At 69.7% G+C, this 17444-nt stretch carries 16 protein-coding genes; 5 read left to right on the forward strand and 11 right to left on the reverse strand.

What is annotated here, in order from left to right:
- Positions 1-45 precede the first annotated feature (45 nt).
- On the forward strand, positions 46-366 hold the full coding sequence (gene trxA / locus RSP_RS00555) for a thioredoxin (protein ID WP_002722246.1): 321 nt from the start codon (positions 46-48) through the stop codon (positions 364-366).
- A 132-nt stretch (positions 367-498) separates the two neighbouring features.
- Here trxA and RSP_RS00560 read toward each other — a convergent pair whose 3' ends face one another.
- Entirely contained in the window at positions 499-1407 is a 909-nt protein-coding gene (locus RSP_RS00560; RefSeq protein WP_011336809.1) for a hypothetical protein, read from the reverse strand.
- Positions 1408-1543: 136 nt separating this feature from the next.
- Between RSP_RS00560 and hslV the strand changes: the two genes are divergently transcribed.
- Both hslV and hslU read left to right on the forward strand, forming a co-directional pair.
- Positions 1544-2101, forward strand: coding sequence for an ATP-dependent protease subunit HslV (gene hslV / locus RSP_RS00565; protein ID WP_002722250.1), 558 nt, complete (start codon positions 1544-1546; stop codon positions 2099-2101).
- Complete coding sequence (gene hslU, locus RSP_RS00570) at positions 2098-3399, forward strand: ATP-dependent protease ATPase subunit HslU (RefSeq protein ID WP_011336810.1); 1302 nt, start codon at positions 2098-2100, stop codon at positions 3397-3399. The genes hslV and hslU overlap by 4 nt, the downstream gene beginning before the upstream one ends.
- A gap of 50 nt (positions 3400-3449) precedes the next feature.
- Here the strand turns inward: hslU and RSP_RS00575 are convergent, their stop codons facing one another.
- From RSP_RS00575 to RSP_RS00595, 5 genes are read right to left on the reverse strand one after another with little or no spacing between them, the layout of a single operon-like run.
- A complete protein-coding gene (locus tag RSP_RS00575) occupies positions 3450-4982 on the reverse strand; it encodes an MBOAT family O-acyltransferase (protein ID WP_011336811.1) in 1533 nt (510 codons plus the stop codon).
- Complete coding sequence (locus RSP_RS00580) at positions 4982-5227, reverse strand: acyl carrier protein (RefSeq protein ID WP_011336812.1); 246 nt, start codon at positions 5225-5227, stop codon at positions 4982-4984. Before RSP_RS00580 ends, RSP_RS00575 begins: the two co-directional genes overlap by 1 nt.
- Positions 5228-5287: 60 nt before the next feature.
- On the reverse strand, positions 5288-7201 hold the full coding sequence (locus RSP_RS00585) for an HAD-IIIC family phosphatase (RefSeq protein ID WP_011336813.1): 1914 nt from the start codon (positions 7199-7201) through the stop codon (positions 5288-5290).
- Positions 7182-7922, reverse strand: coding sequence for an SDR family NAD(P)-dependent oxidoreductase (locus RSP_RS00590; RefSeq protein WP_011336814.1), 741 nt, complete (start codon positions 7920-7922; stop codon positions 7182-7184). The genes RSP_RS00585 and RSP_RS00590 overlap by 20 nt, the downstream gene beginning before the upstream one ends.
- Positions 7919-8323 carry a (R)-hydratase gene (locus RSP_RS00595; RefSeq protein ID WP_011336815.1) on the reverse strand — a complete coding sequence of 135 codons (405 nt, stop codon included), beginning with the start codon at positions 8321-8323 and terminating at the stop codon, positions 7919-7921. Before RSP_RS00595 ends, RSP_RS00590 begins: the two co-directional genes overlap by 4 nt.
- A gap of 277 nt (positions 8324-8600) precedes the next feature.
- Between RSP_RS00595 and RSP_RS00600 the strand changes: the two genes are divergently transcribed.
- Together RSP_RS00600 and rfbF are read left to right on the forward strand one after the other, a co-directional pair.
- Positions 8601-9515: a hypothetical protein gene (locus RSP_RS00600; protein WP_011336816.1), complete on the forward strand. Its 915-nt coding sequence runs from the start codon at positions 8601-8603 to the stop codon at positions 9513-9515.
- A 78-nt stretch (positions 9516-9593) separates the two neighbouring features.
- Positions 9594-10367 (forward strand): glucose-1-phosphate cytidylyltransferase, encoded by a 774-nt coding sequence (rfbF, locus tag RSP_RS00605; RefSeq protein ID WP_002722266.1) that lies wholly within the window; start codon positions 9594-9596, stop codon positions 10365-10367.
- Positions 10368-10602: 235 nt separating this feature from the next.
- On the opposite strand, the gene RSP_RS00610 is transcribed toward rfbF, so the two are convergent.
- From RSP_RS00610 to RSP_RS00630, 5 genes are all read right to left on the reverse strand, one after another.
- Positions 10603-11610 carry a glycosyltransferase family 2 protein gene (locus RSP_RS00610; RefSeq protein ID WP_002722268.1) on the reverse strand — a complete coding sequence of 336 codons (1008 nt, stop codon included), beginning with the start codon at positions 11608-11610 and terminating at the stop codon, positions 10603-10605.
- A 341-nt stretch (positions 11611-11951) separates the two neighbouring features.
- On the reverse strand, positions 11952-13046 hold the full coding sequence (locus RSP_RS00615) for a lipocalin-like domain-containing protein (RefSeq protein WP_011336817.1): 1095 nt from the start codon (positions 13044-13046) through the stop codon (positions 11952-11954).
- Positions 13036-15423, reverse strand: coding sequence for an FtsX-like permease family protein (locus RSP_RS00620; RefSeq protein ID WP_011336818.1), 2388 nt, complete (start codon positions 15421-15423; stop codon positions 13036-13038). Before RSP_RS00620 ends, RSP_RS00615 begins: the two co-directional genes overlap by 11 nt.
- The gene (locus RSP_RS00625) at positions 15420-16109 is read right to left on the reverse strand and encodes an ABC transporter ATP-binding protein (RefSeq protein ID WP_017140035.1); all 690 of its coding nucleotides are present in this window, start codon (positions 16107-16109) and stop codon (positions 15420-15422) included. Before RSP_RS00625 ends, RSP_RS00620 begins: the two co-directional genes overlap by 4 nt.
- A gap of 276 nt (positions 16110-16385) precedes the next feature.
- Positions 16386-17444: a DUF1513 domain-containing protein gene (locus RSP_RS00630; protein WP_011336820.1), complete on the reverse strand. Its 1059-nt coding sequence runs from the start codon at positions 17442-17444 to the stop codon at positions 16386-16388.

The following is a 17444-nucleotide window of genomic DNA, read 5'->3' on the forward strand; positions in this document are numbered from 1 at the left end:
CATCCTTACTTTCCAAGCAAGCCCTACGGATCAGGAGAATTGAATATGTCCACCGTTCCCGTGACGGACGCCACCTTCGACACCGAGGTGCGCAAGTCCGACGTGCCCGTCGTCGTCGATTTCTGGGCCGAATGGTGCGGCCCCTGCCGGCAGATCGGCCCGGCGCTCGAGGAGCTCTCGAAGGAATATGCCGGCAAGGTGAAGATCGTGAAGGTCAATGTCGACGAGAACCCCGAGAGCCCGGCGATGCTGGGCGTTCGCGGCATCCCGGCGCTGTTCCTGTTCAAGAACGGTCAGGTCGTGTCGAACAAGGTCGGCGCTGCGCCGAAGGCCGCGCTGGCCACCTGGATCGCCTCGGCGCTCTGAGATCCTCTGCCATAGCAGAGACCGGACGGGGCGCCTTCGGGCGCCCTTTTCCTTGAGCAAGCGACCGACCGCGACGGGCGAGGATCCGGTGCCCCGCCAAGGCCGCAGAGGGCACCCGTTTCATCTCGACGCTCAGAAATGCCAGCCATGGCGGGCGAAGCGGGCCATGATCTGCGCCTCGGCCTCGGGCGCCGCGCCATTGATCGTCTGGAGCTGGAAGAACCAGTAGAGGTAACGCTCGTGATCCGGCAGCGTGCCTTCTGCCTTCTGGAAGGCCCGCTCGACGCCCTCGCGCGGCACCGAGCCTGCGATATGGTGGAAATCGACGCCGGCAAACAGCACGGCGGGCTTGCGCAGGAAATAGCCGGTCAGCGCCACCGAGGAATTCTGCGTCACAACCAGATCGCAGGCGGCCAGAAGCGCCAGAGGATCGGAGCGCACCACCGACAGCCGCGGATGGCGCCGCACCAGATCCTCGAGCGCATGGAGATCGGCGGCCGAATAGGTCTCGCGCGGGTGAAGCGTCGCGCGGATCGGCCGCAGATCGTGTTCGAGCGTGGCCTGGATCATGGCCAGCGGGCTCATCGACTGGAATGAGCGGTGCTCGGAGATCCGGCCCTGCAGCGGCATGAACAGGAAACCGTCGCGGGAACAGGTCCGCTCGCCCACCAGATGCCGCCGCCACCGCTGGAAGAAGGGTCGCGCCGCCGCGGGATCGACCGTGTCGGGATCGAAGGCCGCCTGCGCCACGTCGAACCACCAGCGCTGGTTCGTGGCCTCGATCTGCCAGAATGGGTTCTGATACGCCTGCCGCAGGCAGAGGCAGCGCGGCCCCACCGGCTCCTGCATGTGAAAGAGGCTCCAGCCCTGACGGCGATAGGGGTCGGCCCGCTCCTCGGGCGTGTCGCCATGCACCGCGATCCTGAGACCGTGGGGTGCCACCGCGGCCTCGATCCGGTTCACGATGTTGACCTTCCCTGCCGCGGCATCCTCGCGCATGGGGGAGGGCAGATAGATGTTGAGAATGCGGCTGTGCGGCATCTTTCCCCTTCCGGCTTCCCCGGACCATGCCGCAAGAAGGCTAAGGTGCGCTTAACGCCGCCGGTCCGGCGGGCGGCCGCCGCACGGGTTGTGCCCCCGGATCGGCGACTCCATATAGGCGCAAACGGAGGGTTTCATGGCAGAAGACAGGTTTCCCGGGTGGCACGGCACGACCATCCTCGCCGTGCGCCGGGGTGGCGAGGTCGTCGTCGCGGGCGACGGGCAGGTGAGCCTCGGCCAGACGGTCATCAAGGGCACGGCGCGCAAGGTCCGCAGGCTCTCGCCCGGCGGGCACGAGGTGGTGGCAGGCTTCGCGGGCTCGACCGCCGATGCCTTCACGCTGCTCGAGCGGCTGGAAAAGAAGCTGGAAGCCGCGCCCGGCCAGCTGGCCCGCGCCTGCGTCGAGCTGGCGAAGGATTGGCGCATGGACAAGTATCTGCGCAACCTCGAGGCGATGCTGATCGTGACGGACGGCGAGACGCTTCTCGTCCTCACCGGCGCGGGCGACGTGCTCGAGCCCGAGCATGACGTGACGGCCATCGGCTCGGGCGGAAACTTCGCGCTCGCCGCCGCCCGCGGCCTGATGGCCACGGACCTGCCGGCCGAGGAGATCGCCCGCAAGGCCATGGCGATCGCGGCCGACATCTGCGTCTACACGAACGGCAATCTGACGGTGGAGCGTATCTCGAAATGACCGACCTGACCCCGCGCGAGATCGTCTCGGAGCTCGACCGCTTCATCATCGGCCAGAAGGAGGCGAAGCGCGCCGTGGCGGTGGCGCTCCGCAACCGCTGGCGGAGGAAGCAGCTGGCCGACGACCTGCGCGACGAAGTCTATCCCAAGAACATCCTGATGATCGGCCCGACCGGCGTCGGGAAGACCGAGATCTCGCGCCGTCTGGCCCGGCTGGCCAAGGCGCCCTTCCTGAAGGTCGAGGCCACGAAGTTCACCGAGGTGGGCTATGTCGGCCGCGACGTGGACAGCATCATCCGCGATCTGGTGGATGCGGCCATCGTCGAGACCCGCGCCCGGATGCGCGAGGATGTGAAGGCCCGCGCGGCGAAGGCCGCCGAGGACCGCGTGATCGAAGCCGTCGCCGGGCGCGATGCGCGCGAGCAGACCCGCGAGATGTTCCGCGGCAAGCTGAAGCGCGGCGAGCTCGACAGCACGGTGATCGAGATCGACGTCGCCGATACGTCGAACCCGATGCAGATGCTCGACCCCACCGGGCAGGGCCAGATGGGGATGATGAACCTCGGCGAGATCTTCGGGAAGGCCTTCGGCGGGCGCACCCAGCGCCGGAAGATGACCGTGGCCGAAAGCCACGACATCCTGATGAACGAGGAGGCCGACAAGCTTCTGGACGACGAGGTGGTGAAGGCCACCGCGCTCGAGGCGGTGCAGCAGAACGGCATCGTCTTCATCGACGAGATCGACAAGGTCTGCGCCCGGTCCGACATGCGCGGGGCGGACGTCAGCCGCGAGGGCGTGCAGCGCGACCTGCTGCCGCTGATCGAAGGCACGACCGTCTCGACGAAATACGGGCCGGTCAAGACCGACCATATCCTCTTCATCGCCTCGGGCGCCTTCCATATCGCCAAGCCCTCGGATCTGCTCCCTGAGCTTCAGGGCCGCCTGCCGATCCGGGTGGAACTGCGCGCGCTGACCGAAGAGGATTTCGTCCGCATCCTGTCCGAGACCGACAATGCGCTGACGCTGCAATACAAGGCGCTGATGCAGACCGAGAAGGTGGGCATCACCTTCACCGAGGACGGGATCGCGGCGCTGGCCTCGATCGCGGCCGAGGTCAACCGGTCCGTCGAGAACATCGGCGCGCGGCGGCTCTATACGGTGATGGAGCGGGTGTTCGAGGAACTGTCCTTCCATGCCCCCGACCGCTCGGGCGAGGAGGTGACGGTGGACGCGGCCTATGTCGAGAAGAACCTCGGCGAACTGGCGCGTTCCAGCGACCTCAGCCGCTACGTTCTGTGAGGCGAGCGCCGGCAGGAGACCCTCCTGCCGGCGCTCCGCGGGCCTTCGGGTCAGAAGGCGAAATAGAGGAACTCGGCGGGCGGACTGCCGAAGATGCGCAGCAGGGTGATGCAGAGCACCGCCCCCACCATCAGCCCGTGCGTCGGCGAGGGCTTCCAGTAGAAGGCGGCGAAACGGGCCCGCTCGCGCGCGGGTGCCTTCGGCGCGGTGTGGGCCTTCAGCCCCACCCATTCCTGCGTGTTCGGCAGCGCCCAGATGATGAAGAGCCCGAACAGCACCACCACCGTATCGCCGAGATAGAGATAGCCGCCGTGCTCGCCCATCCCGGCGAGGCCACGCACCACCGTCAGGGCGTCGGTGAGGGTGGGCGACTTGAAGAAGACGAAGCTCACCGTCACCGCAAGGAAGGTCACCAGCACCTTGACCGGCGACAGGAGCGACGAGAGCGGCGCAGGGATCCGGGCCCGTCCCGCTGAGGTCGCGCGCCAGCCGTGGTTCGCGACCAGCATGGCCCCGTGCAGCAGCCCGAAGACGATGAACTGCCAGCCCGCCCCGTGCCAGACCCCGGCAAGGCCCATGGTCACCAGCGTCGGGAAAGCGAGCATCACGAGGAAGGGCAGCACCTGCGGCTTGCGGGGATTCCAGACCGGCTGGCCGCGCTCCATCCGCCGGCGCATCACGGTCTTGGTGATCGGGTTGTAGAGATAGGCCGTCAGGAAGCGCGTGAGCGTGATGTGCCAGCGCGACCAGAATTCGATGATCGTCTGCGACTTGTAGGGCGAGTCGAAGTTGAAGGGCAGCAGGATCCCGAACATGAGCCCGAGGCCGATGGCCATGTCGGAATAGCCAGAGAAGTCGAAATAGAGCTGGAGCGCGAAGGCCACCGCGCCCCGCCAGGCGAAGGCGAGATAGGCGGCCTCGCCCCCCGCGGCCAGATCCCAGAGCGGCTGGGCGAGTGGCGCCAGCGTGTCGGCCATGCCGATCTTCTTGAACAGTCCGAAGCAGAAGACGGTGAAGCCCAGCACCAGCTTGGCCTGATCGATGCGGAAGGTCTCGTCCCGCTCGATCTGGGGCACGATCTCGCGGTAATGCACGATCGGCCCGGCGATCAGCTGCGGGAAGAAGGTGATGAACATCGCATAGCGGATCGGGTTCGGCCGCCCGATCCGGCCCTCGTGGCAATCCACCAGATAGGCGATCTGCTGGAAGGTATAGAACGAGATCGCGAGCGGCAGCAGGATGTGCGGCACCGGCACGTCCGCCGCGGTCAGGGCGTTCAGGATCTCGACCAGGAAGCCCGCATATTTGAAGAAGCCGATGGCCGCGAGATTGGCGGCCACCCCCGCAAGCAGGAGCCACCGGCGCGGCGTCTCGACCAGCATGATCCCGAGCAGGTAGTTCAGCCCCAGCGAGATCAGCAGCATCGGCAGGAACGCGACGTTCCACCAGCCGTAGAAGAAGAGCGAAGCCGCAACCAGCCAGCCCACGGCCCAGAGCTTGTTCGGAAGCCTGCCCAGGAGATAATAGCCGAGAAGGCTCAACGGCAGGAAGGCGAACAGGAACTCCGGGCTGTGGAACAGCATCAGGCGGCCTTCTTGTCCCGGATCAGGGCCACGAAATCACCGACGTTCTTCAGATCTTCGAGTTCGGACGACCTGAACGAGACGCCGAAGCGCATCTCGGAGGCGACGACGATGTTGATGTGGTTGAAGCTGTCCCACTCGGCCACGTCATGCGCGGAGAGGTCGGGGGTGGCCACCAGCTCGGGATCGTCGAACACCTGCCGGAGGATGGAGGTCAGGCCGTCGTAAATCTCGGGGTCGGTCATGAAGGTCTCCTCGGGTTCGTCGTCGGTCGCCTGCGGCGGAGCGCGCCGCCGGAGGCAGGGTCAGTGGGTCACGCCGCGCTCGGTCAGCCGGATATGCGGCGGGGGCGGCGGCGGCACAGCCAGATCGAGCCGCCAGAGCGCCGCAAGGCCGTCGGCGCCCGCCGGCGCGAAGCCCAGCCGCGGGAAGAGATCGGCGACCATGCCGTTCTTGGGCGTCGGCCGGTAGCAGCCGACGACCGTCGAGGCGCCGGCCTGCCGGGCGGCGCGCGCGATGACGGCGGCCACCGCCTCCTCGACCCTTCGTCCCAGCACGCGGCAACTCATGAGCCAGGTGTCCACCTCGAACAGCTGGCCGCCCTCCCCATCGGGGCGCAGCCGGCCCAGCACCACGGAGACGATGCCGTTGTCGCCGAACCGATCCTTCAGCCGCACGCAGAAGGTGAGCATCCCCGGATCGCCGATCATCGCCCCCACCTCTGCCTCGGTGTAGCGCCGGGTGGTCAGGTTGAACTGGTTCGTCTTGTTGATGAGCTGCGTCACCCGCACTAGATCGACGGGCTGCACCGGCCCCACCTGCATCTCCATGTCGAGCCCGGCGAGGAAGCTCTCCATGTCGGGAGCCACCACCTCGAGCTGGCGCCGCGCGGCATTGGCCGCATATTGCTCGGCCCGCAGCGCGTCGTCGGGCGTGTAGCCCACCGCCTCGAAGAGACCGGCGGCGGCAAGGCAGCGGATGTAGGTTTCGGGCTCCTCGGGCACTTCCGGCACGGCCACGGCCGGGAACTGTTCGCGCAGAAGCGCCCGCTCGGCCGGGTTGTCGTCGAAGAAGACCAGCGCCTCGAGCCCGAGGTTCAGCTCCTGTGCGATGCGCTGCAGGCCCTGGCCCTTGTCCTCCCAGTTGGCCACGAAGGCCGCGAAGTCCGACCGGCGCAGCACCATCTCGGGATGATCGAAGGCGGCGAGCGCGCGCTCGGGATCGTTCTTCGAGCTGACGGCAAGCAGGATGCCCCGCTCGCGCAGCGCCCGGCAATAGAGCTGGAAGGCCTTGAAGGCCTCGCCCCGCGCCGAGCCCTCGCCGATCACGATCCCCTCGATGCCGTCGTCGCCGATCACCCCGCCCCAGAGCGTGTTGTCGAGATCGAGCACCAGCACCTTGCGGGTCAGGCCGCGCATGGCGGCGAGGATCCGCGCCACCTGATCGCCGAACCACGGCCCCGCCGCAGGGCTCACATGCTGCTTGGCATGGAGCCACATGAGCCGGTCCTGCAGCGCGTCGAGCCCTTCGGCCTCGGCCGCGGCGACCGGATCGAGGATCAGCACCCGCTCCTCGCGGGCGGCGCGGATCAGCCGGTGCTGCATCTCGGCCACCATGGCCCGGCGCGCGGCGGGGATCAGCCGGTCGAGATGACCGAAGACCGGATCGGTCGTCGGCACCGGAAGCTGCTGGATCACCGCGGCGCCTATCGCCCGAAGCGCGCGCCAGCGGTGGACGGTCTCGGACAGGCTCGCCTCGAGCGCCGCCTCCACCTCATCGGGCGGGGTGGCCAGCGGCAGTTGCGGCACGAGATCCGTCTCGCAGGAGCAGATCAGCACCGCATCGGGCCTGAAGGCCGCCAGTTCGGAGGCGGGATCGAGGATCGCCTGCCGCCACTGACCGTAGGGCGGCACATGAACCTCGAGCGCGAGGCCGCGGCGGAGCGCGCCCACGGTCAGACCCGGCACCAGATGCTCGACGGTGAAGGAGCCCAGAAGCGCGAGCCGCAGCCGCGGCACTTCGGGCGGGGCCTTGGCCGTGCGGAGAGCCCGTTCGATCCGGGTGGTCTGGAGGAAGTCGATGCGGTGCCCGGCCAGATGCCGCAGGGCGCGCCAGGCCTCGGGCGGATCGTCGGCAGCCCGTGTGCGGGCCCGGGCCAGATCGCCCTCGAAATCCGCCGCGACCGGCAGCCAGTGCAGTTCAAGCGGTTTGCTTTTCATCGCTCTCCACCTCCTCAGCCAGATGAATGTCCTGCACCGTCCCGGCGGGGGGCGGTGCGTCGAGCGCGGCGACGAGCGCCTGCGCCACGCGTTCAGGGGACAGGAACCTGCCTCCGGCGTCGGCCCGGGCGCGCTCCAGCAGGCGCGGGTCGAAGGCGCCGAGCATCGGCGTCTCGACGAAGCCGGGGGCCACCACGCTCACCCGCAGCCCCGCGGGCCCCAGTTCGGCGGCGGCCGCCGCGAGCAGGGCGCGCAGCGCCGCCTTCTGCGCCACATAGGCGGCCATGTGGCGGGCCACGGGCGGCTCGGACGCGGCCGACAGGACGGCCAGCACATGCCCGCCGCCCGCGCGCCGCCACCAGAGCCGCCAGGCCGTGGCGATCAGCGCGTGACAGCCGGCAAGCGCCGCCGCCTGAAGCGCCAGATCCTCGCCCTGACGCCCGAAGGGCGCCACGAAGGGCGCGGGCCAGGCGCAGAGCGCGAGTGACGCGGGCGGCTCGGGAAGTGCTGCCAGCGCGGTCTCGAGCGCTGCGGGATCCTGAAGCGGCAGCGCCAGCGGCTCGGCCCGTCCGCCCGCCTGCGTGATCTCGGCGGCAAGGGCCCGGGCCCGTCCGGCCCCCGCGCCGTAGCCGACCCACACCGGGTGCTGCCGGGCCGCGATCCGGCAGAGTGCGCCACCGATGGCGCCGCTGCCGCCCGTCACGAGGAGCCCACCGGTCACTCGGCCGCCTCGCGGGCAGACCGCGGTTCGGGCAGCAGGGTCATGGCCTCGCCCTCGGCGATGCGCCGGCCGCCGGCCGAGATCGTCAGGCGGATGAGCCGGATGCCGAGAGGCGGCGTCTCGTGCTTCACCTCGGCCTCGAGCTGCGCGCGTTCGCCCACGAGGAGCGGCCGGCGGAACTTCATCGTCAGCGATTGCCAGACGCAGCCATGCCCCGGCAGCGCCGTGCCGAGCAGCCGGGACACTTCGGCGATCAGCAGGCCGCCATAGACGATGGGGCCGTCGAATCCCCTTTCGCGGGCGAAGAAGGTGTCGAAGTGGATGGGATTGTCGTCCCCGCTGATGGAGCGAAAGGCCTCCATCCGATCGGTGGTCACGGTGAAATCGAACGCTATCGTCAAATTGCGCCTCGAATCGAATTCATGTCGCAGCGAAGCCGCCGCAAGTCGTTGATCAAAAAAACGGAGCTGCAAATGCGGGCGCAGCCGGGGGTAGAGCCTATAGGAAGCAGGATACCACGAGCTTTGTTCCCCAATCGAACTTTTTTTCCTCCGCCTCAAGAAAGCGCTCGCTCTGCGGCCAAGGGCGCGTATCTTTCCCGGAGTGACCCGGCGCCGATTTGTCGGTGGGCCTTTCCTCAGGCCGGGCGCGGTTTGTTGAGATTGAAGGCAGCTTGGGATGAGAAGTTATATTCTGTCCGCCGCCGCAGGCATGGTCCTGATGGCAGGTGCACTAGCGGCGGCCTTCACGGCGGCTGCGGCGATCTGGCCCGACAAGATGCCGCCGCCCGCGATCTCGGGCAGCATCGCGACCGATGAGAAGCTGAAATATCTGCGCGACCGCGGGCGGGAGCCGGTGGATGTCCTTGCTATCGGGTCCTCCATCACATGGAAGCATCTCGACGGCGCGCCGTTCGACGGCCGGGTGGGCAATTTCGTGAACGGCGGCACGGCCTATCTTCAGGTGCATGAGATCCGAACCTTCACCCGCTTCTATCTGGACCTCTATCCCCGGATCTCGCAGGTGGTGATGCTGAGCGCGCTGCCCGACTACGGCACCTGCGCGGGAGAAGGGCGGATCATGGATCTCGAGGATGCAGCCTCCTACGTCCGCGGCCGTATGCCGGAAGCCTGGTTCTACATGCGCTATTTCGCCCCCCTCCGCTACGTCCTGCAGGCGCGGCGGCGGTCCGAGCGGCTGAAGCCCTACGATGCCTTCGGCTACTGGCTGGACCGGCACGGCACGACGCCCTCGATGCTGCCGACCGAGGTGGGCTACGACCTGCGCTACGACGAGATCGCGCTCGATCCCGCCTGCCTCGAGGCGCTCGACGGGCTGAACCGCGATCTCACGGCGCGGGGCGTGACCTTCACGCTGGTGATGACCCCGGTCGCGCCGCGCTATTCCGACCTCCACCCGGCCACCACGCGGGCGACCGAGCGGATCGAGAGCTTCGCGCGCAGCCGGGGGATCCGGCTTATCGACTTCTTCGGCGATCCTTCCTTCGAGGACGCCGATTTCTGGGATGCCTTTCACATGCAGTGGCCGGCAGCCCGCCGACTGTCGCGCGAGGTGGCAGATACACTTCTCTGACCCGTTTCAGCGGGCCGCCCGGACCGCCGCGACAGACCCCGGGTTTCATTCCGACCGAAGATTGACAGGAGCATTTGCATGAAGGCCGTATTGCTTGCGGGTGGCTATGGAACGCGGTTGAGCGAGGAGACGGGCATCGTCCCGAAACCCCTCGTCGAGATCGGCGGTCGGCCGATCCTGTGGCACATCATGAAGATCTACGCCGCGCACGGGATCACCGATTTCGTGATCTGCTGCGGCTACAAGGGTCACATGATCAAGGATTATTTCCTGAGCTACTTCCACCGCAACAGCGACATCACGATCGACGTCCGCTCGAACCAGATCGAGCTGCACCGTCCCGTGTCCGAGCCGTGGCGCGTGACGATGGTCGATACCGGGCTCGAGACCATGACCGGCGGGCGGATCAAGCGCATCCGCGAGCATATCGGCGACGAAACCTTCTGCCTGACCTATGGCGACGGTGTCTCGGACATCGACATCGGCAGCCTCGTGGCCTTCCACAAGGAGCAGGGCGTGGCAGGCACCGTCACCGCCGTGCGACTGCCCGGCCGCTTCGGCGCGCTCGACCTGTCGGAAGGCACGCGGGTCAACCGGCTGCGCGAGAAGAGCATGATGGACGGCCAGACCATCAACGGCGGCTTCTTCGTCCTCGAACCTTCGGTCTTCGACTATATCGACGGCGATGCCACGGTCTGGGAGGAAGAGCCGCTGCAGGGCCTCGTCCGCGACGGCCAGCTCGCGGTCTACCGCCACGAAGGCTTCTGGCAGAACATGGACACGCTGCGCGACAAGACGCTGCTGCAGGGTCTGTGGGAGAAGGGCAAGGCCCCCTGGAAGATCTGGGACTGACCGTCTCACCCCGCCGGCCTTTCCCGGCGGGGACCGTTCCGGGGCCTCGTATCTGACCTCTTCCGGCGGCTACGGCGGCCCCCGCCCGGCTCTGGGCAGAGCATGAGCAGCAGCGGCCGGCGCGCCTCGGGTCGGCCTTTGGATCAGGTGAGCCCTCGGCATCCGCCTCCGGGCATCGGCGCATCCGTGGCCGGCACGCGAGCCCGCGCCCGGCCGCGGAGCCCGAGGCCCCGCTCTACCACTGCAGGCTCTCGGCCTCGCGGTTGGGCAGCACCGCCAGGAACCGCAGCGGCATGGCGGGCACGAGCCCCGGGTCCAGCGCCGCGAGCTTCCAGGTGAGCGAGAGCGTCGGCACCCGGCCCTGCAGGAGCGCGCGCAGGAAGAGGTAGCTGTAGGCGCGGCGATAGCGGCGGATGCGGTCGGCCACCGTCCGGCGGTCGGACGCCGTCAGCGAGAGCCGCCGGCCGACCGTGTGGAAGAACATCAGCATGTAGCCGGTGCGGTCCACCACCTTGGTGGATTTCCAGTCGAACGCGTCGAAATAGACGTTCACGCCCCGGCCGCAGAGCACGTTCATCTTCCAGGACACGACGGTGCGCGCCCCGGCCGCGATCAGCGACAGCCAGAAGAGCTGGTCCTCGCCGGCGTTCCGCAGCCGCGGGTCGAAGCGCAGCGTCTCGACGAAGCTCTGCCGCACCACGACCGTCGAGGTCTGGCTGAGGTAGGTATCGACCGACGCCGCCATGATCGAGGGCTGGTCGAAGGCCAGGATCGGCGCCTCGGCATCGAGCACGGTGACGCCCGCGTGCCGCTCCTCGCGCATCCGGCGCAGGGCGGGGGTGCGCTCGAAATAGGTGATGTCGTCGTCGGTGCGCTGGTGGTCGCAGAAATGGAAGTCGTAGCCGCGCGCGAGCAGATCGAGCGCATCCGCGAGATGGGTGGGCTGCCAGATGTCGTCGGAATCGAGGAAGGCCACATGGTCGAAGCCCTCTGCCGCCACGGCATCGAGCCCCGCGTTCCGCGCGGCGCCGGGGCCGCCGTTCTTCTGGGCGATCAGCCGCACGGGAACCTTGCCCTGCCGCCCCTCGACCTCGGACCGGGCGGACACGGGGGACTCGTCGTCGATGACGAAGACGGTGAGGCTATGGCCTTCGGGAAGGATCTGCCCATCGACCGAGTCGAGCGCGCGAGAGAGGATCCCCGCCTCCCGCTGATAGAAGGGGATGATGACTGCGGTTCTCATGCTGAAAAGTCCTGAAGCAAATGTCTCTGTCAATGAATCTCGGGGCCGCGGCGGGGGCGCCACAGCCGCCCAGCGTCCGAACAGCCGTAACGGCCATGTTATCCAGAGAGCCGGGGCCGAGACAAACGCTTTTCCGCCTCGCCCATGCGCCGGGCCGAGGCTCCGCCCAGAAGGATGGCGCGCTCCGGGTCAGGGCCCCGACCGATACCACTGTGCGCCTGCCGGGCGCTCGCCGGATGAGCCGCCCGGCCTGCCATCCCGCCCGGCGCCACACCGAGGCTTTTAAAGACGACCGTGACGGGCAAAGAGGCCGGGAGTGCAGCATCGCGGTTAGTCGCTGTTCAGTAGCCGGTCATCTCGAGATAGCCCCGCCCGGTATGGCTGCCCCGGATCGCGATGGGGCCTTCCCAGTAGGGCACGGAGGTGTCCATCCAGGCGCGGTCGTTCATGGCCTCCACCGTCACATCGAGCCCCTTCTCGGGCAGTGCCACCCGCCATTCCACCGGGATCTTCCGCACCGTCACCTCGGCCGCGCGCCCCGGCGTCACTTGGAGGGCGCCGGGCGGCATCGGTTCGGGCCGGCCTTCGGGCGAGATCCAGGTGGCGCTGGTGTAGCCCTCTCCGCCGTCGCGGAGGCGGAAGCCCATCAGCCGGGCCCCGTCGTCGAACATGAGCGAGAACCAGTCCCAGCCGGTCTGGTCCTCGGCGAGCGGCTGCGAGGACCATTCCCGGTCGAGCCAGGCCTTGCCGGTGACCGCGATGCTCTTGCCCTCCACCTCGATCCGGCCCTCGACCCGGTAGAAGGGCTGGGAATAGTACCAGCTCGCCTGCCCCGCCGCCGACTTCACCGAATAGCCCTGCTCGCCCTGCGCGACGAGCGGACCCTCGGCCTTGAGCCGCAGATCGTAGGAAAAGCCGGATCCCGAGGCGGCGAGCGAGAGCGCCGACAGCGCATCCGCGCCGGGGGAGGCGGTGCCGGTCATGTGCCAGTCGTCGATCCAGGCCTCGAAGGGCTCGGCCGTCACGCCCGCCTGCCCGATCCCGCCGCGCCCGTAGCGCTCGGCCACGAAATGCCGGTCGGGCGTGGTCAGGGCCGCATGGCCGAGCCAGAGCTGCGGGCTCTCCCAGCCCGCCCCCTCGTGCGGGGCCAGCGCCGAGCGGAACAGCGTCCACTGGATGCCGTAGTCGCGCCCGTCCTCGCCGGTCAGGACCGAGGTCAGATACCACCATTCGATGCGGTACTCGGGATGGGGCCCGTGATCGCGCGGAAAGACGAGCGGCCGGCCCCGCTGCGGCGTGGCGAAGCCCTCGGCCGTGGCGCCGAGGCCGGCGAAGCCCTGTGCCCCTGCGGGCGCGGTGTGGCCGAGCGTCACGAGAAGGATCGCCGCCGCGATGCGAAGGGCGAAGCGGAAGGGGGAAAGCCTCTCAGCGTTCATTGGCAAAGACCCTCAGGAGGTCGGCCGGCCGCAGCCGGGCCAGGCGCCGCACCGGCACGGCGGCGGCGAGCGCCGCGGCCACGAGGGCCAGCGTGCCGAGCGTGAGCCAGTCGAGCGGGAAGACATGCATGGGCAGGCGCCAGCCGAAGGCCTGCACATTGACCACCGCCAGCAGCACCCAGGCGAGGGCCAGCCCGAGCGGCAGGGCCGCGGCCATCGTGCCTGCCGCCAGAAGGAGCGTGCGGAGCATCTCGAGCCGCGCGAGCCGCGCCTTGGTCAGCCCCATGGCCCAGACGGGGGCCAGCTGCGGCAGCCGCATCCCCGACAGGACCATGAGGCTTGCGAACATGGCAAGCCCCGCCACCCCCAGCGTCAGCACATTGAGCGCGGCCGTCACGGCGAAGGTGCGCTCGAACACCTGCAGCGAGAAGCCCTTGAGGCTCGCCTGATCGATCAGCCCCTCGTCGCCCAGATCGAAGGCCGTGCGCATCTCCTCGGCCAGCGCGGCCGCGCGGTCGGGGGCCACGCGGATGCCGTAGCGCCGCCGCTCGGCCTCGGGGTGCAGCGCGAAGAAACGGTCGAGGCCCAGGATCACCTGCGCCGAAGGGTTGCCGTAATCGCTGTAGACGGCCGCGATCCGCCCCTGCCAGCCCGGCAGGCGGATCGGATCGCCCGGCTCCAGCCCCTCGCGGCGGGCGAGCTGTTCGTTGACGAGCGCCCAGTCGCCGCCCGCGAGCAGGTCCCACACGCCCGGCACCTCGGCCAGCAGCGGCCAGTTCTCGCGGTAGGTCGGATGGTCCGCCATGCCGTAAAGCTGCGCGGGCTGGCCCAGCACCTCGGTCTCGGCCCGCACGATGGGCAGCACCGCCTCGGCCCGCGGCTCGAGCCAGCGCACGACCCGGTCCGCGGTGTCCCGATCGGGGGCGCTGAGATAGAGCTCGAAGGCGAGGCGCTGGTCGAGCCATCCGGTGAAGGTCAGCCGGAAGCTCGAGACCATGGTGCCAACGCCGATATTGGCCGCAAGCGCAAGGAGGAGCGCCATCAGCGCGAGCGAGAGGCCGGGCAGCTGCTGGCGCGTGTCGGCCCAGAACCACTGCGCGATGGGCCCGCGTGCGAGCCCCTGCGCCCCCCGCAGGAGGGCCGCGAGCAGCACGGGCAACAGGAGCGCTGCGCCCAGAAGCAGCGCCGCGAGCAGCACGAAGGCCGCGACGATCCCCCGGCCCCAGAGCAGGAGGACGCCCGCGAGGATCAGGAGGCCCACCGCCGCCATCGCCTGCCGCCAGAGCGCCCGCTCGGAGGCCACGGCCCAGGCGCGGGGCTGGGCGGGGGCCAGTAGCGGCAGATGGGCCACGCGCCAGAGGCTCTGGGCCGAGGAGACGAGGGTGCCCAGAAGCGCGATCCCGAGCCCGGCCGCGGCCCATCCCGGGCGGAAGGCGAGCGTGCCCGGCACCTCGGCGCCGTAGAGGCCGCGCAGGGTCGCCGCCACATCGGGCAGCAGCAGCGCCGCCACCAGATAGCCGAGCAGGAGGCCGGCCGCGCCCGCGAGTAGCGCGAAGAGCAGGAGTTCCGCGAAGAGAAGTCCGATCAACGTCCGTGCCGTGACGCCAAGCGCGCGGAGGGTTCGAAACATCGGGCGGCGCTGCTCGAAGGCGAGCCCGATGGCGGAATGGACTATGAAGAGGCCCACGGCAAAGGAGAGAAGCCCGAAGGCGGTGAGGTTCAGGTGAAAACTGTCGGTGAGCCGCGCCACGTCGCTCTCGCTGTCGGGCGGGATGAGGCGTAGCCCATCGGGCAGGGGCCCCGGCTGCGGCGCCGCGGGATCGAGGAGGAGATGCGAGATCCGCCCCTCCATGCCCAGAAGCCTCTGCGCCTGCCCGATATCCATGAGCCCGGTGCCGGGGGGCAGCCCTTCGGCCGCGCGCATCGGCGGCAGCTCCGCGCCCTGCATCCGCGCCAGCGTCTCGGGGTCGGCGAAGATCAGCCCCGGCGCGGTCAGGAAGGGCAGCAGCGCGTCGCCCTCGCCGAACTCGACCTGCCGGGCCGGGGCGGGCAGGGTCAGCGGGTCGATCCCGATCAGGCGCAGGCTCCGCCGCTCGTCGATGCGCAGCCGCCCTTCGACCACCGGCGAGACGCGCCAGCCTGCCCGGCGCAGGGCGACGTAGGTCTCCTGCGGCACAGGCCCCTCGGCCGCGATCCGGCTCAGCCGATCCTGCCCGAGCGTCGCCGCGGCTTGGGCATAGCTCGCCCGTGCCTCGGCATTGATCGCCTGCACCCCCGACCAGAGCGCCGTGGCGAGCGCGAGCCCCAGAAGCAGCATCGCAAGCTGCAGCGGGCTCCGCCGCCAGTGCGAGAGCAGCGCCGCCAGCGCGGTGCTCATGCGACCCGCCCCGCCGAGAGCTGCACCCGGCCCTGAAGCCGCCCCGCGAGGCGGGCCGAATGGGTGACCATCAGAAGCCCGGCGCCCGTCTGGCTCACGAGGCGCAGGAAAAGCGCCATGACGGCATCGCCCGTGGCCTCGTCGAGGTTGCCGGTGGGCTCGTCGGCCAGCACGAGGCGGGGGCGGGCGGCAAGCGTCCGGCCGATGGCCACCCGCTGCTGCTGGCCGCCCGAGAGCTGCTCGGGATAGCGGTGCAGGCAGGCGGCAAGCCCCAGCGTCTCGGCCAGCTCGGCCTGCCATTGGGGATCGTGCCGACCGGCGAGGCGGGACTGAAAGGCAAGATTGGCCGCCACGTCGAGCGAGGGGATCAGGTTGAACTGCTGGAAGACGAGCCCGACCGTGCCCCGCCGCAGACGCGCGCGCTCGGCATCGCCGGCCTGCGAGATATCATGGCCCGCCACGACGATCCGGCCCGCGTCCGCCGCATCGAGCCCGGCCGCCAGATGCAGGAGCGTGCTCTTGCCGCTGCCCGACTCTCCCGTCAGCGCGAGGCTCTCGCCCGCGGCGAGCGTCAGGTCCACCCCGGCCAGAACCTGCACCGGCCCCTCGCCGGTCGCGTAGCTTTTGGTCACGCCCTCGAGCGAGAGCAGCTTGTCCGAAGGATCCTTCACCCGCACCGTCCACACCTTCCTTCCGGCAGCCCCCGCCGGCTGGCCCAGAGGTAGCACGGCGGATCCGGGACGCCAGAGCCCGCGCTCTCACGAGATGGTGGCGCAGGCACCGCCGGCGCCCGAAGAGGATGGCGCTGCCGGCGGCCGCTCCCGGAGTGTGTGCGGGAGCTGGAAAATGCGAGGAAGAACCCCTCGGCCAAGGCCGGTCCTCGGGGGCGCAGGCCCCGGCACGCCCGGAGGTCGGGGGCCAGGGTGTCGCCCGAGGCGGTCCTCCCGCGGACGCTGCGGCCGTCAGATCCGCACGAGGTGGTTGTCCCAGGCGGCCGCGGTGCGCTCGAGCGGACGGAAGCCCTCGGGCGTGAGGCGGGTGATCGCGCCACCGCCATCGGTCACGAGGAAGCCGCCCGGCAGCGGCGCCACACCGCAGGCATCGGGCCGCGCCAGCGTGGCCAGCGGCGCGCCGTCCTCGGCATGGAGCTGGACGACCCCGCCCCGCGGCGAGGTGAGCGCGATCATCCCCTCCGAGCGGGCGATGGAGCCCGCATAGCCGCGCATGGCGAAGAGATCCTCCTCGCGCGGGGGGCAGAGCCGCAACGCCTCGCCGCGGCGGTGCAGGCCCAGCAGCGGCACCGGCTCGGCCGGATCGCCCTCCCACTGCATCGCGAAGGCGACCGTTCCGTCCTCGGCCAGCGCAAGGTGGCGGATCGAGTTCTGCCGCAGCTCCTCGGGCAGTTCGGCCTGTTCCAGAAGCGCGCCCTCGGGCGAGAGGTAGGAGAGGTTCGGGCGCATCGTCTCGACATTGAGCTTGCTGCGGTCCTGCGGATCGGTCCGGATGCCGCCGTTGGCCACCACCAGATTGTCCGAGCCCGGCATCCGGCGCAGCTCGTGCGGGCCGATGCCGCCCGAGGGAAACTCGTCCACGCGGTGCCATGCCGCGGTATCCCAGATGCCCACCACGCCCTCGGAGGTCTCGGCCACCACCTCCGAAGTGTAGAGCAGGGACCCGTCCGCGGAATAGGCGCCGTGGCCGTTGAACTGCCGCCCGTCGGGCGGCGTCAGGCGGGCGCGCAGCGTGCCGCTCGCGCAGCCGATCACCAGCGCATAGGTGCCGGGGCGGCGGGCGAAGGCCACCGCCTCGGCCCGAGTCGGATGGGCGGCGGCAGCATGGCCCCGCGCGGGCAACGGGATCGCGAAGAGCATCGCGCCCGCCTCGGTCAGGCCGTGCAGCGCGAAGTCGCCCGAGGGCATCCGCGCGGCGGCGAGGAAGGCGGGGCTGCCCGCGTCGGCCCAGCCGAGGCGCGGCAGGGCCGAGGCGACGAGGCCGGCGAGGATGTGGCGTCGCGTGGCCAT

The sequence above is a fragment of the Cereibacter sphaeroides 2.4.1 genome (assembly GCF_000012905.2).
GTDB classification, from domain to species: Bacteria; Pseudomonadota; Alphaproteobacteria; order Rhodobacterales; family Rhodobacteraceae; genus Cereibacter_A; species Cereibacter_A sphaeroides.